Here is a 13958-nt window from a genome sequence, read left to right as displayed (position 1 = left end):
GGGCGACCTCCTGCCCACCCCCGCGGCACAACTTCAACGCGCTGCCGCGGATCCGCTCCGAGTCCCCGGCGTTCGACCTGCATCACCCGGCGCACGCGTTGGAGGCTCCCCAGCCCGAGCCAAAGAGCGAGCAAGCCGGCCGTGAGCCGTCCTGATCGCCTCCACCAGCTCGGCCGGCTCCAGGACCTCGAACTCGAAGCCCATCAGCATCACATGGATCACCATCACGTCGAGGTTCCCGGCGCCGGTGCGCAACAGGCAGCTGCCGGGCCCCTCCGCCTCCAACTGCCCGTCGGAGGGCGAGATGTGCTCGGCGGCCTCCTCCAGGGGCACCAGCAGCCGGACGACGGCGTGCGAGGCGTACGCGCGCGTGGAGACGCCCCGGGAGACGTAGGCGCCGAGGTCCTCGGCGGGCGGGGTGCGCGGGGTGAACCGCGGGCCGTGCGGCGGCATGGGGCGGACGCGGTCGACGCGGAACGTACGCCAGTCCTCGCGGTCGAGATCCCAGGCGACCAGGTACCAGCGGCGCTCGCTGCACACCAGGCGGTGCGGCTCGACGGTACGGCGGGTGGGTGCGCCCTCGTGATCGCGGTACTCGAAGCGCAGCCGCTCGGCGTCCCGGCAGAGGTGGGCGAGTTCGGTCAGCACGGCCGGGTCGACGGCGGAGGGCTGGGGGCCGCGCAGCATCGGCACGGTGAAGGCGTTGAGGGCGCCCACGCGGCGGCGCAGCCGGTTCGGCAGGACCTGCTCCAGCTTGGCGAGGGCCCGTACGGAGGTCTCGCCGATGCCCTCGATGCCCTGGCCCGCGGCGGTGCGGAGGCCGACGGCTACGGCGACCGCCTCGTCGTCGTCCAGCAACAGGGGTGGTAGCTCGGCGCCGGCGCCCAGCTGGTAGCCGCCGCCCGTGCCGGGGCTGGCGTTGACCGGGTAGCCGAGTTCGCGCAGGCGGTCGACGTCGCGGCGGATCGTGCGGGGGGTGACGCCGAGGCGCTCGGCGAGTGCGGCGCCGGACCATTCTCGGTGCGACTGGAGGAGGGAGAGCAGTCGCAACAGTCGTGCGGAGGTGTCCAGCATGGGGCGCCTAATAGCTCGGGGGTACGGGTTCGAGGGCGAGTGCGGGTCCATTGTGGCTGGTCGCGCCCCGCGGCGGAGCCACAGATCGACACAGTTCCGCGCCCGTTGACGGCGTTGCCGCTAACCGGCATTCGACGCTCAGGTTTCCCTGGCGTGTCTCGTACGGGACCCGGGAAGCCAGGGAGTCCACCTTCATGGCGCCCGGTGCCAGGCGGTGCGGTTCCTCGTCCGTCACGCGCGCGTACGCGTCCCAGTGCCCCTCCGGCAGGGCCACGCTGCTCGGGAGCGCGGCGCGCAGGCGGCCCTTCGTGGCCGGGGTCAGGGGCAGGGTGACCTCCTCGCGGCCCTCGCGGTGGCGCAGGACCAGGTGGGCCGTCTCGGTGGCCCCGGCCGCCGTGACGTCGAAGGTCAGTCCGCCGGCCGAATCCGCGATGCAGTCGGCGCGCAGTGGTGCGGCGTGCGACACGGGCGTCATGCGCTGCGGTACCTCCCTGAGCTCGGCTTCTCGGTCTACTCCCTGTTCTGCTCCGTCAGTTGGACCGGTGACGCGGCCTTTTGGTTGCCTGTCACGGCTGGTACGACAGTTGCGGGACGTCGAAGCAGGTGGTGTCCATGTCTCCTTGGGAGACCCAGCCCCGGCCGTCCTCCCAGCGGGCCACCGACAGACAGGTCCGGCGGTCCTTCGGCGGCTCGGCCAGCCGCTCGAACCTGACCGGGATCAGCAGACCGTCGGCGGTGTAGCCCTCGCTGTGGTTCATGTAGTCGTCGACGCACGCGCGCGTGACGCCCTGTCCGGCGCACGACTTCGCCGCGTCCGTGAACCACCTGGCCGCCGCCCAGCCCTCCAGCTGCCATTGGGAGTGCGTCTTCAGACCCTTGGTGGCGTCCCGGAACTCCCGTACGGCGCCGTGCTCCGTGTCCTCATGGTTGCGGGACGACCCGGTCGCCCACAGGGCGTTGCGGCAGCGCGGGGCGTCCCTGTAGTCCTCGGCGACGGTGGACGTCCAGTTCTGTACGTTCGTCACCTTGGCGGTGACCTCGGCGCCGACGTCGTCCATCGCCTCGCACAGCCGGGCGTTGCCGTGGGTGTCGAGGGCGTCGAAGACGAGGTCGGCGCCCTGCTCCTTCAGATCGGCCGCCACCGCGCGGAAGTTGGGCAGCGAGAAGTCGACCTGTTCGGTGACCACCTCGTAGCCCTCGGCCTTCAGGCCCCGCTCGACGAGCCGGGCGTAGGCGGCGGACGTGGGCTGGTTGTACGAGACGACAGCGGCCGTACGGGCGCCGTGCTCGCGCTTGAAGTAGCGGTAGACCTCCGTGCCGCCGTACTGCTCGCCGTCCCAGCCCGTGGTGCCTTCGCGGGGCGCGAGGCTGCCGTAGATGCCGTACAGGTGCGGGTAGGTGTCGTAGGCGGCCCCGATGGGCTGGCCGCCTATGTCGGGCACGCGCGCGCGTGCGACGCGGGAGGCGCCGGCGTAGTCCAGGGCGGTGGTGGCGACCAGGGCGACGACCTCGTCCTCGTCGATCAGCCGGTGCACGCACTCGTTGTTGCCGACACCGCTGCCGCCGTCGTCGCACAGGCGCACCTCGACGCGGCGGCCGTCGATGCCGCCGCGCGCGTTGAGGCGGTCGAACCATGCCTTGGCGCCGTCGCGCGGGCCGGTGAAGGCGTTGCCGCCGACCGGGCTGGTGGCGCTGGCGATGATGCCGACACGGATCGGGGCGCCGTCGCCGGCCGGCGCGGAGGAGCCGCCCCGGTCACGGTGCTCGAAGTCGCTCTCCGGCAGCCGGCTGCCACATGCCGTACCCAGAGTCAGCAGCATCACGGCGATCGCCGCCTCAGCAACCGGGGATCGGCGACCCATTGCCGCTCAACTGGACCAGCGCGCACAGCGTATTGACGGACACCTTCCAGGTGCCGTCCTGTTCGACCGCGGTGCCGGAGGCGTTGGGCAGGGCGGTCGCCCCCTTCAGTGTCAGGTCGTAGGTCACGTTCGCCTCGGTCGGCGAGGTGAACTCGACCTTGGAGACCTTCGCCTCGACCTGCCCGCCGCGCTCGTCACCGCTGAACGCCTCCAGGACCGGCCCCATCCGGTCGCCGTTCTCCAGCACGGCCTGCTTGGCCTCCATGGAGGTATCCGGGTCGAAGAACTTCTGCCAGTTCTGCTTGATCTCCGTCTCGGCCGCCCCCACGTCGGGGGGCGCCGTCGCGGCCGGAGACCGCTCGGCCCCCTCGGTCCCGTCCGTCCGCTCGACGGTCGGTGTCGGCGGCGTCTCGTTGCCGCCGCCTCCCTCGTCGTCGCTGCAGGCCACGAGGGCCGGGGCGAGGGAGAGGAGCAGGGCTGCCGCCAGGGCGGTCCCCCGTCCCGCCGCGCGTGGACCACGCCGCCCGTGTGCGTTGCTCCGCCTGAGGTCGCTCCCGAGAACCATCTGGCTCACCGCCGGGGTGTCGATCCGGGCCGGGTGCGCCCGGTGCTTTCAGGGTCAGCTTGCAGAAGGCATAGTGCAAGTCCATTGGCAGACATGGAATAGGGCCGGGCACATGCGCAGAAAGCCGACGCGCATGCACACAAACCCGGCGTGTGGGAGCCAGCGATGCGGACAGCCCGACTGCGGACCGTGCACCCCGTCCTGTGGGCCGGCTGGGCCGCGCTCGCCGCCGGCGCGGTGCTGTGCGTCATCGGCTGGTACGGCATCTCCGGCGAGCGGTTCGCCGAGCGGCAACTGCCGTATCTCGCGTCCTGCACGGTCCCCGGCGCCGCGCTGATCATCGCCGGTTCGGTGCTGCTGACCCACGGCCGGGGCGCGCTCGCCGCGGCGCGCGTGGAGGAGCTGTACGGCCTTCTGGTGGCCGTCGAACCGGCCGACGCCGAGGAGTCGGGGCAGCCGGCCGCGGGGCCGGCGGCGGTCAGCGGGGAGCTGCGGATGGTGCCCGGCGGCACCCTCTGGCACCGCGCGGACTGCCCGCTGGTCGCCGGGAAGACGGAGGCCGTACCGGTCGACGCGAAGCTGGTGCGGAGCGGCGAACTGGGCCCGTGCCCGATCTGTGAGCCCGCCGAAGCGGACGGCTGAGGCGGACGACGATGTCCTCGCTGACGTACGACCTCACGCTGGCCGGTCTGTCGGTCGGCGGCGCCGCCGCGCTCACCGGCATCGGTCTGGTGGTCACCTACCGCGCGACGGGCGTGCTGAACTTCGCGCACGGGGCGATCGCGATGGTGTGCGCGTATGCGCTGCGGCAGTGCGTGGTGGAGTGGGGCTGGCCGCTGTGGGCGGGCGCGACGGTGACCCTGCTGGTCCTCGCGCCCGGCATCGGGGTGGTGCTGGAACGGTTCGTCTTCCGCCCGCTGGCGGTCCTGGGCAGTGACCCGGCGCAGACCCTGGTCGCGTCCATCGGGGTGTTCGTGCTGCTGGTCGGCGGTGCGGTGCTGCTGTGGGGCCAGGGGGCGCGGGACGACGCGCCGGAACTGGTGTCGGCGGACCCCTGGGGCCAGCTGGCGGTGGCCCTGCTGCTGGCGGCAGGCGTCGCGGCGGTCATCCGCTGGACGCGCTTCGGCCGTGAACTGCGTGCCGTGGTCGACGATCGCCGGCTGGCCGTCCTCGGGGGCATCGACGCGGACCGGGTGGCGGCGGCGGGCTGGGCGTTCGGCGCGTTCACGGCGGGTCTGACGGGCGTGCTGCTGGCGCCGTACGTGCGCCTGGACCCGTACGGCATGCCGCTGCTGGTCATGGAGGTGGTCGCGGTAGCGGTGGCCGCGCGGATGCGCAGCCTGCCGGTCGCGGTGGTGGCGGCGCTGGCCGTCGGCGTGGCCCAGAGCCAGCTGACGCGCCTGCACCCCTCGGGCTGGGCCGCACCCCTCGTGCAGGCCGTCAGCACGAACCTCTTCGTCGTCGCCCTGCTGATCGCGGCCCTGGCCCTCCCTCGCGTCGGCACCCGCGACGCCCTCCCGCGCACGGCCACCGCGCGCGTGCCGACGCCTCCGGGCGCCTGGATCGTGACGGTCGTGCTCTTCCTGCTCCCGCTGGGCTTCGCGGGCTCGGACCTGCATACGTCCGTGCAGGTGCCGGCGCTGGCCGTGGTGCTGCTCTCCCTGGTCGTCGTCACGGGCCGCGGCGGCCAGATCTCCCTCGGCCAGGCGGCCTACGCGGGCCTGGGCGCCCTGTTCACGGCACTGCTGGCGGCCGGCCGCTTCCCTGGCCTGCCGCGCCTGCCGGAGCTGGCGGCACTGGCGTTGGCGGTCGCCCTGGTGGCCCCGCTGGGCCTCCTCACCGGCTGGCCGGCGATCAGCCGCAGGGGCCTTGCCCTGGCGCTGGCGACCTTCGCGGTGGGCGTCGGCGTGAGCCGCTTCGTCTTCGCCCAGCCGTACGCGATCTCGGGCCTGTCCCTCGGCCGCCCGGCGGGCTTCGAGGGCGACCGCGCCTACTACGTCCTGGAACTGTCCCTGCTGACGGCCGCCCTGCTGACCACCTGGCTGCTGCGCCGGGGCCGCACGGGCCGGGCCCTGGCGGCGATGCGGGACCACGAGTCCGGGGCGTCGGCGGCAGGCGTGCGGGTCCCCTCCCTCAAACTCCTGGCCTTCGTCGCCGGCGCCGCCCTGGCAGCACTGGGCGGCGGAATGCTCGGCATGGGCCTGCGCGCCTTCGACCCGACCGCCTACGACCCCGTCCGCGGCCTCCTCTGGTTCGCCGCGGTCGTCGTCCTGGGCGCCGACAGCACCCTGGGCGCCCTGGCCGCGGCGGCCCTCCTGGTCGGCCTGGACGCGGGCACCCGGGGCGGTGTGGCGGCGGCACTGATCGGAGTGCTGGCGGTGCTGGTGGGCCGCTTTCCCGGGGGGCCGTACGAGGCGTTGCGGGTGGCGGCGGAGCGGTGGCGATTGCGGCGCCGAACGACGCTCACGGCACTGGGGGCGGGGGTGCGGAGGGCGCTGCGCCCGGTGGAGCGGAGTGGTGCGTCCGGGCTGCCGCTGACGGGGGTGACGGGCGCCGGGGTGACGCAGTCGGCCGGACCCGCGACCACCCGACCGGCCGAGGCCGCCGGCGGCGCTGAACCCCCACAAGGGCCGCCGGCACCCCGGCAACTCCCCCTCACCGCCCACCGCCTCCAGGCCCACTACAACGGCTTCACCGCCCTCGACGACGTCACCCTCACCGTCCCACCCGGCAAGGTCACCGCCATCGTCGGCCCCAACGGCGCGGGCAAAACGACCCTGTTCCACTGCCTCGCCGGGACCCACCGCCCCACCCACGGCCAAGTCCTGCTCGGCCCCCGTGACATCACCCGCCTGCCCGCACACGCCCGCACCCGCCTCGGCATCGCCCGCACCTTCCAGCAACTGGCCGTGTTCCCCTCATTGACCGTGGCCGAGAACGTCCGCGTGGGCGCGGAGCAAGGCAGAACCCGCGACCCGTCAGCCGTGCACCGATACCTCGGACTCCTCGAACTCGACGGCCCCGTCGGAGCCCTACCGGCCGCAGACCTCCCCACCGGCACACTGAGACGCGTCGAGTTGGCGCGAGCCCTCGCGGGCAACCCGCGCGTGCTGCTCCTCGACGAACCCGCCGCCGGCCTCGACACCGCCGAAGTCACGGCGCTGGCCCGGATCCTGAAGGCCCTCGCCGCCGACGGCATGGCGTTGCTCGTAGTCGAGCACGACCTGGACCTGGTCGCCGACCTCGCCGACACCGTGCACGTCATGACGGCGGGCCGCATAGTCGCCTCGGGCCCTCCCGACCGCGTTCTCGACGCGGCGACCTCCCGGGAGACCCCCGCATGACCACGACCCCGTCCACGACGACGATCTCGTTGCGCCACGCGCGCGTGCGCTACGGCCCGCTGGAGGCCCTCCACGGCATCACGTTCGCCGCCGCCGGCCCCGGCCTCACCGTTCTGCTGGGGCGCAACGGGTCCGGCCGTACGACCGCCCTGCACGCCCTGGCGGGAACCGTGCCGCTGTCCGGCGGCGCGGTGGTGTGGGACGGCGCCGACGTGACCGGTGTACCCGCGCACGAGAGGGCCCGCCGCGGACTGTGCCTGGTCCCCGAGCGGCAGGCGGTGTTCGGCTCCCTCACCGTGCGCGAGCACCTCGAACTCGCAGGCGGGTCGTACGACATCGCCCTCGACGCCTATCCCCGGCTGGAGCCGCTCCTCGTACGCCGCGCCGGCACCCTCTCCGGCGGCGAGCAGCGCATGCTCGCCCTCTCCCGCGCCCTGTTGGCACGCGCGCGTGTCGTGCTCGTGGACGAACCCGCGCAGGGCATGTCGCCCACGGTCGCCGCCCGTACGTACCGACTGCTGAGCGAACTCGACGCGTGCGTGGTCGTAGCCGAGCAACGGCTGCCGCCCGTCCTGCGCGGGCGAGCGGCGCTCGTCTACGAACTGCGGCGTGGTGCGGTCGTGTTCAGCGGCGAGTCGGGCGAATGGGAGCGCCGTGCAGCGCGCCGAACCGGGTTGAGCCCTTCCGGATGACCAGCGAGGTCTTCGCGGTCAGCCGCGCCGTGAGACTCGGTCTCCTCAACTCCATGTGCCCCTGGAGCCCGTACCGTCTGGAGCAGTGCGGCCATGCCCCCCACCCCTGCGAGGCCACCACCTTCCGGGCGATCGCGATCTGCTCCTGACGGGTGGCGAGGTCCGCGCGCGCGGCGAATCTGCCCCCGCCGAAGCCCTCCCAGGTCCGCTGCGAGAACTGCAGTCCCCCGTAGTGGCCGTTGCCTGTGTTGATGTGCCAGTCGCCGCCGCTCTCGCACTTGGCGACGCAGCCCCAGGGCCACTGGTCCTTCGCACAGTCGTACTTCGCACGTTTGGGCGGCGGTCCCGGGGCCGGTTGAGGCGTCGTATGGCTTGCGCGTGTCGCATACGCCGCCTGCGCTGCGTGCGTTGCGTGCACTGCGTGGGTTGCATGCACCCCGTGCACTGCGTGGGTTGCGTGCGTTCCGTGTGTCGCATGCGTCGTTCCCGGGGCCACGGCGGTGAACAGGGCGGCGGCCAGGACGATCTTGAGCGGTGTGCAATTCATATGAGCACGCTAGGCAGCCTCTTGCGGCCTGCCGGGGCGGCGCGTCCGACGACCGCGAGTGCCCCACCCGGTCGGCGGACCGGGTGGGGCTCAATGCCCGGGACAGGGAGCGTTACTCAGAGTTCGAGGCGCTGCCCGGGCACGATCAGGTGGGGATCGGCGCCGATGACGGACTTGTTGGCGTCGTGGAGCTGTCGCCAGGTGGTCCCGTGCCGGGCGGCGATGCCGCTCAGGGTGTCGCCCGTACGGACGGTGTAGTCACCGCGGGACGAGCTGCGGTTCGTGTGTCCCGACGAACGCTCCGGCGTCTGCGACGGAGTCGACGGGGCAGCGTTGGCCGAGGAGGAGGCCGAGTCGCCGGCGGAAGCCGCGGGTGCGCTCCCGGACGCTCCGGCCCGGGCCGAACAGGTCGGCCAAGCGCCCCATCCCTGGGCGCGCTGGACCTTGGTGGCCACAGCGATCTGCTGGTCCTTGGTGGCTCCGTCGGCGGTCGCGGCGTAGGCCGTACCGCCGTAGGCGCGCCAGGTGGAGGCGGCGAACTGCAGTCCGCCGTAGTAGCCGTTGCCGGTGTTGATGTGCCAGTCGCCGCCGCTCTCGCACTGTGCGATGCGGTCCCACACTCCGCTGTCCGCCGCTGTGGCGTTGCCGGTCGCGGCCAGCAGCCCGAGCGGAGCGAGCAGTGCCGCCCCGGCGAGGACCGCCGTCGTACGAGCCCGGCTTCCGTTCGGAGCCGGAGTCTTCGGCGCCTTCCGAGCGTTGTCGCGAGTGTTATCGGCACATTCGGACATGTAGTTCCCTCTCGAAACACCCGGGGTCCCCCAAGGCGGAACGCCACCCGCCACGCCATGGGGCGTGTGAGGGGCGCCGGCCCCGCCCGCCGGAGGCTGTGCTGTGAACTGGCTGGTGCTGTTCGGCGGACGTACCCGAGCGGTGCTCGTTGCACACGGCCGAGGAATCTAGGGACACCGGCCGTTGGGCATCAACCAACTCCTTGTCACTCCAGGCCAGTTCGCCGTTACCTCGGGTATCGGCTATTTTCAGCCACCCACTTCATTCGCTGATTTCGGGATTTGTCGACCACCAACCCTGACGACCTGTGACACACCCCACGCAACCAACTTCCTTTGGTTTCCGAGGACTTGACCGTGAGTGCGCGATTCCGCACCCGACGTGACCGTGCGCGATGGATGGTTCGATTCCGTTCGCCTTGGGGCGTGACTCCCGCCACAGATCGTCCGTTGTCATCTTCATGAGCCCGGGACCCGCCCGGTTCACGGGCCGGGAGCCACCCGGTCCCGCCACGCCACATCCCGAGGGAGCCACCCGTGCCGCGCATGCTCGACGTCAGCGACGAGGTACGTGCCGAGATCGGCGACGAAGAAGCCGACCGGCTGCTCGCCGGAGAGAACGCCCCGGGCAGTTACGACTGCACCTCCTGCCGCACCCCGGGCGACTCCGAACAGGAGCGCACCAGCACCGTCCTGTTCATCGGGGACGAGACCGCCGTCCTCGCCTTCGCCCACGCCACCTGCCTGCCCTCCCAGGTCGTCCAGGTCACCGAGGACCAGCTGCGGGGTGCCGTGAAGTCGATCACCGGCGACCGGGTCGACCTGGAGCCGGAGGCGATCGTGCCGGAGCAGGCCGTTCTCGGCGTGACCAGCGGGCTGGTCCTGATCGCCGGAGAGCTGCACCCCGCCCTGGTCGTGGAGCCGACCGGCCCCATCGTGCGCCCCGGGGCGGTCAGCGCCGGGGACGACTTCCTCCCGCTGCTCATCGAGCAGGGGTTCATGCCGGTGACGGAGCTGGCCGAGGTGCCACCGGTGCTGCACGGCTGGTCCGTGCTGTTGGCCATGGGGCAGCTGCACGCGGTGCTGCAACCGGGGACGGGCCCCTCCGGGGGACAGCCGGTCGCCTGGTGGCAGGCGCATCAGCCGCTGCAGGTGACCGACGGTTGGCGGGCCGCCGCGAACAAGCACCAGCAGGTGCTGATGTTCGCGGCGCCGGTGGGCTCCATCGGGCGTCAGCCCCGGGAGGACCTGCTGCGGGAGGCTCTGGACAAGGCGGCGGCGAACGGGAAGTTGGTCGGAGCCGCTCTGCCTCTGGCGGGAACCTGAAAGCGCCTACGGGGGAAGGACTGCGGCTGGTACGGCGACCGCGGGTGATGCGTGGCTGGTCGCGCCCGGGCGGCGGAGCCGCACACTGATGCAGCCCCGCGCCCCTAAAGGGGGCTGCCGAACCGCATCTCATCAGGCTCGGTGTCGTTTGGACATACGTGCATGCATACGACGTTCCCCGCCATCAGGGCGGTCCCTCGCCCACACCGATCTACGACGCGCTCTACGCCGAGTACGTCAAGTCCTTCCGTTCGCTGCCGGGTGATCGCAGCGGTGAGGAGGACCTGGGCTTCGTCGCGTTCGGGAACATCCAGCGGAGCACGGGCACCTACGGCGGCCATCGCCCGGGGTCGTTCAGCAGCTCGTACAGCGCCTACAGCGCGGGGGCCCACAGCGCCCGCCACGGCAACCATCAGCAGCCGCAGTGGCAGCGCGTCGGCCACATCGGCCCGCAGGGGAACACGGGGATGCAGCACGTCCCGGCCGCGCTGCCCCCGGCGCGCAGAGGCTGAAGACACGGCGCTGAGCACACGGAAGGGCGGCCCTCACCGGGCCGCCCTTCCGTCATGTCCGCGACTGCTTCGTACGGCTACTTCTTCTTGCCGCGCTTCTCGCGCACCCGTACCGAGATATGGATCGGCGTTCCCTCGAAGCCGAACTCCTCACGCAGTCGGCGTTCGATGAAGCGGCGGTAGCCCGCCTCGATGAAGCCGGAGGCGAAGAGCACGAACCGCGGGGGCTTGGTGCCGGCCTGGGTGCCGAAGAGGATGCGCGGCTGCTTGCCGCCCCGGATCGGGTGCGGGTGGGCGGCGACCAGCTCGCCGAGGAAGGCGTTGAGGCGGCCCGTCGGAACGCGGGTCTCCCAGCCGGCGAGGGCGGTCTCGATCGCGGGGACCAGCTTCTCCATGTGCCGGCCGGTGTACGCGGAGACGTTGACCCGCGGTGCCCAGGCGACCTGGCCGAACTCGGTCTCGATCTCCCGCTCCAGGTAGTAGCGGCGCTCCTCGTCGAGGGTGTCCCACTTGTTGTAGGCGATGACCATCGCGCGCCCGGCCTCGACGGCCATCGTCACGATCCGCTGGTCCTGGACCGAGATGGACTCGGAGGCGTCGATCAGGATGACCGCCACCTCGGCCTTCTCGACGGCGGCCGCGGTGCGCAGCGAGGCGTAGTAGTCCGCGCCCTGCTGGAGGTGGACGCGCTTGCGGATGCCCGCCGTGTCGACGAACTTCCAGGTCACGCCGCCCAGTTCGATGAGCTCGTCGACCGGGTCACGGGTGGTGCCGGCCAGCTCGTTGACGACGACGCGCTCCTCGCCGGCCACCTTGTTCAGGAGGGAGGACTTGCCGACGTTCGGACGGCCGATCAGGGCGATGCGGCGCGGGCCGCCGATGCCGGCCCCGCCGAACGACTCGCGCGGCGCCTCCGGCAGTGCCTCCAGGACGGAGTCCAGCATGTCGCCGGTGCCACGGCCGTGCAGGGCGGACACGGGGTGCGGCTCCCCGAGACCGAGGGACCACAGGTACGTGGCGTCCGCCTCGCCGCTGGGACCGTCGACCTTGTTGGCGCACAGCACCACGGGCTTGCCGGCCTTGCGCAGCAGTCGTACGACGGCCTCGTCGGTGTCGGTGGCGCCCACCTTGGCGTCGACGACGAACACGACGGCGTCGGCGGCCTCGATGGCGTACTCGGCCTGCGCGGCCACGGAGGCGTCGATGCCGAGGACGTCCTGCTCCCAGCCGCCGGTGTCGACGACCTTGAAGCGGCGGCCGGCCCACTCGGCCTCGTAGGTCACGCGGTCGCGGGTGACGCCGGGCTTGTCCTCGACGACGGCCTCGCGGCGGCCGATGATGCGGTTGACGAGAGTCGACTTGCCGACATTCGGCCGGCCGACGACGGCGAGGACGGGCAGCGGCCCGTGACCGGCCGCCTCGATCGCCCCCTCGACGTCCTCCGGGTCGAAGCCCTCTTCCGCGGCGAGCTCCATGAACTCCGCGTACTCGGCGTCGCCAAGCTCTCCGTGGTCGTGCTCTTCGAGCGAGCCCTCGGAGTGGATGTGGTCGTTCATGAAGTCCGTACCTCGTCGTTCATCGTGGTGATCGGTGGAGTACCGGGTGTCCCCCGGCTGATCCACTACTCAGCTACTCAGTGTCGCCCGGCGACCGGTCAGCCGCCTGGCGTTTTCCAGGTGCGCGGTGAGCTGCTTCTGGATGCGCTCCGTCGCCTCGTCCAGCGCCTTGCGCGTACGCCGTCCGCTGCCGTCGCCCGCCTCGAAGGGGTCGCCGAAGACGACGTCGATACGGCTGCGCAGCGGAGGCAGCCCCTTTATCAACCGTCCCGGCCGGTCGGAACTTCCCAGCACGGCGATCGGGACGATCGGCGCCCCGCTGCGCACCGCGAAGTAGGCGAGCCCGGCGCGCAGGGAGGCGAAGTCGCCCTCGCCCCGGGTGCCCTCCGGGAAGATACCGAGGACTCCGCCGGCCGACAGGACGTCCAGGGCCCGCGTGATCGCCGTACGGTCGGTGGTCTCGCGGTCCACCTTCAGCTGGCCGATCCCGGTCAGGAACGGATCCAGCGGCCCGATGAACGCCTCTTTCTTGATCAGGAAGTGCGTCGGCCGGGGTGCCACACCCATGACCATCGGGCCGTCGATGTTGTGCGAGTGGTTGACGGCGAATATCACCGGCCCGGTCGCGGGCACCTTCCAGGCGCCGAGCACGCGCGGCTTCCACAGCCCGTACATCAGGCCGACGCCGATGCGCCGCCCTACCTCGGCGCCCCGCTCCGAAGACACGGACGGATGGTTCACTTCGCGGCCCGCTTCTCCTCGACGAGCGTGACGACGCACTCGATGACCTGCGACAGCGTGAGCTCGGTGGTGTCCACCTCGACCGCGTCGTCCGCCTTGGCGAGCGGCGAGGTCTTACGGCTGGAGTCGGCCGCGTCCCGCTTGATCAGCGCCTCCCGCGTCGCGTTGACGTCGGCGCCCTTCAGCTCGCCGCTGCGGCGGGCCGCGCGGGCCTCCGGGGAGGCGGTGAGGAAGATCTTCAGGTCGGCGTCGGGCAGCACGGTCGTACCGATGTCACGGCCCTCGACGACGATGCCGATCTCCGCGGACTTGGCCAGGGAGCGCTGCAGCTCGGTGATCCGCGCCCGCACCTCCGGTACGGCACTCACCGCGCTGACCTTGGAGGTGACCTCCTGGGTGCGGATCGGGCCGGAGACGTCGGTGCCGTCGACGGTGATCGTCGGGTTGCCCGGGTCGGTGCCGGAGACGATCTCCGCCTTGCCGGCCACGTCGGCGATCGCGGACGGGTCCTCGATGTCGATCCCGTTGGTCACCATCCACCAGGTGATCGCCCGGTACTGGGCGCCGGTGTCCAGGTAGCTCAGCCCGAGCTGCGCGGCAACGGCCTTCGACGTGCTCGACTTGCCCGTGCCGGAGGGGCCGTCGATGGCGACAATCACGGGCTTGGCGGCACCGTTTTCCACGGGGGGACACCTTCCAGATGCGGTGTGGCGGGAGTGTGGGGACGCGAGGGCGCCCCGCACAAGGTTACTGGGTGCGCGTCACTCGTCCGGCCGCGCGCTCCTCAGCCGGACACTCCAGCATCTTTCAGGCCGCAGGAGCGATCTTCCAGCCCGTCCGGCGTTCGAGGACGAGGCCGCGGGCCGATCGGGGTCCAGGGGGCGGAGCCCCCTGGCGGGGTCGAAGGGGCAACGCCCCTTCACAGGGTGGGACGGGTAGGGGCGGCGGGGG

At 72.1% G+C, this 13958-nt stretch carries 14 protein-coding genes; 5 read left to right on the top strand and 9 right to left on the bottom strand.

Annotation, left to right across the window (positions count from 1 at the left end):
* Positions 1–33: 33 nt before the first annotated feature.
* From ADK36_RS05365 to ADK36_RS05350, 4 genes are all read right to left on the bottom strand, one after another.
* Positions 34–1074, bottom strand: coding sequence for a helix-turn-helix transcriptional regulator (locus ADK36_RS05365; protein ID WP_053196545.1), 1041 nt, complete (start codon positions 1072–1074; stop codon positions 34–36).
* Positions 1075–1081: 7 nt separating this feature from the next.
* Positions 1082–1549 (bottom strand): hypothetical protein, encoded by a 468-nt coding sequence (locus ADK36_RS51390; RefSeq protein WP_048582477.1) that lies wholly within the window; start codon positions 1547–1549, stop codon positions 1082–1084.
* Between the two features lie 91 nt (positions 1550–1640).
* Positions 1641–2936 carry an ABC transporter substrate-binding protein gene (locus tag ADK36_RS05355; RefSeq protein WP_048582478.1) on the bottom strand — a complete coding sequence of 432 codons (1296 nt, stop codon included), beginning with the start codon at positions 2934–2936 and terminating at the stop codon, positions 1641–1643.
* The gene (locus ADK36_RS05350) at positions 2911–3501 is read right to left on the bottom strand and encodes a hypothetical protein (RefSeq protein WP_048582479.1); all 591 of its coding nucleotides are present in this window, start codon (positions 3499–3501) and stop codon (positions 2911–2913) included. The genes ADK36_RS05355 and ADK36_RS05350 overlap by 26 nt, the downstream gene beginning before the upstream one ends.
* A 165-nt stretch (positions 3502–3666) precedes the next feature.
* Here ADK36_RS05350 and ADK36_RS05345 point away from each other — a divergent pair, with 165 nt between their 5' ends.
* The 3 genes from ADK36_RS05345 to ADK36_RS05335 are packed head-to-tail and all read left to right on the top strand — an operon-like array spanning position 3667 to position 7537.
* A complete protein-coding gene (locus ADK36_RS05345) occupies positions 3667–4143 on the top strand; it encodes a hypothetical protein (RefSeq protein WP_048582480.1) in 477 nt (158 codons plus the stop codon).
* 11 nt (positions 4144–4154) lie between these two features.
* Positions 4155–6845, top strand: a complete 2691-nt coding sequence (locus ADK36_RS05340) for an ABC transporter permease subunit (protein WP_053196543.1) — start codon at positions 4155–4157, stop codon at positions 6843–6845.
* Positions 6842–7537, top strand: coding sequence for an ATP-binding cassette domain-containing protein (locus tag ADK36_RS05335; RefSeq protein WP_053196541.1), 696 nt, complete (start codon positions 6842–6844; stop codon positions 7535–7537). The genes ADK36_RS05340 and ADK36_RS05335 overlap by 4 nt, the downstream gene beginning before the upstream one ends.
* Here ADK36_RS05335 and ADK36_RS45830 read toward each other — a convergent pair.
* Positions 7470–8084, bottom strand: coding sequence for a transglycosylase family protein (locus ADK36_RS45830; RefSeq protein ID WP_078916302.1), 615 nt, complete (start codon positions 8082–8084; stop codon positions 7470–7472). The two genes, ADK36_RS05335 and ADK36_RS45830, sit on opposite strands and share 68 nt — an antisense overlap.
* A gap of 116 nt (positions 8085–8200) precedes the next feature.
* Positions 8201–8872, bottom strand: a complete 672-nt coding sequence (locus ADK36_RS05330) for a transglycosylase family protein (protein ID WP_048582483.1) — start codon at positions 8870–8872, stop codon at positions 8201–8203.
* Positions 8873–9409: 537 nt separating this feature from the next.
* Here ADK36_RS05330 and ADK36_RS05325 point away from each other — a divergent pair.
* Positions 9410–10198 (top strand): hypothetical protein, encoded by a 789-nt coding sequence (locus ADK36_RS05325; RefSeq protein WP_048582484.1) that lies wholly within the window; start codon positions 9410–9412, stop codon positions 10196–10198.
* A gap of 158 nt (positions 10199–10356) precedes the next feature.
* Positions 10357–10710, top strand: a complete 354-nt coding sequence (locus ADK36_RS05320) for a hypothetical protein (protein ID WP_048582485.1) — start codon at positions 10357–10359, stop codon at positions 10708–10710.
* 77 nt (positions 10711–10787) lie between these two features.
* On the opposite strand, the gene der is transcribed toward ADK36_RS05320, so the two are convergent.
* The 3 genes from der to cmk form a co-directional block, all read right to left on the bottom strand.
* A complete protein-coding gene (der, locus tag ADK36_RS05315) occupies positions 10788–12266 on the bottom strand; it encodes a ribosome biogenesis GTPase Der (protein ID WP_048582533.1) in 1479 nt (492 codons plus the stop codon).
* A 69-nt stretch (positions 12267–12335) separates the two neighbouring features.
* Complete coding sequence (locus tag ADK36_RS05310) at positions 12336–13046, bottom strand: lysophospholipid acyltransferase family protein (RefSeq protein WP_199830114.1); 711 nt, start codon at positions 13044–13046, stop codon at positions 12336–12338.
* Complete coding sequence (cmk, locus tag ADK36_RS05305) at positions 13004–13690, bottom strand: (d)CMP kinase (RefSeq protein WP_048582487.1); 687 nt, start codon at positions 13688–13690, stop codon at positions 13004–13006. Before cmk ends, ADK36_RS05310 begins: the two co-directional genes overlap by 43 nt.
* Positions 13691–13958: the final 268 nt, after the last annotated feature.

This window comes from Streptomyces viridochromogenes, assembly GCF_001270495.1.
Taxonomy (GTDB): Bacteria; Actinomycetota; Actinomycetes; order Streptomycetales; family Streptomycetaceae; genus Streptomyces; species Streptomyces viridochromogenes_A.
This window is presented reverse-complemented; position numbering and strand designations above follow the sequence as displayed.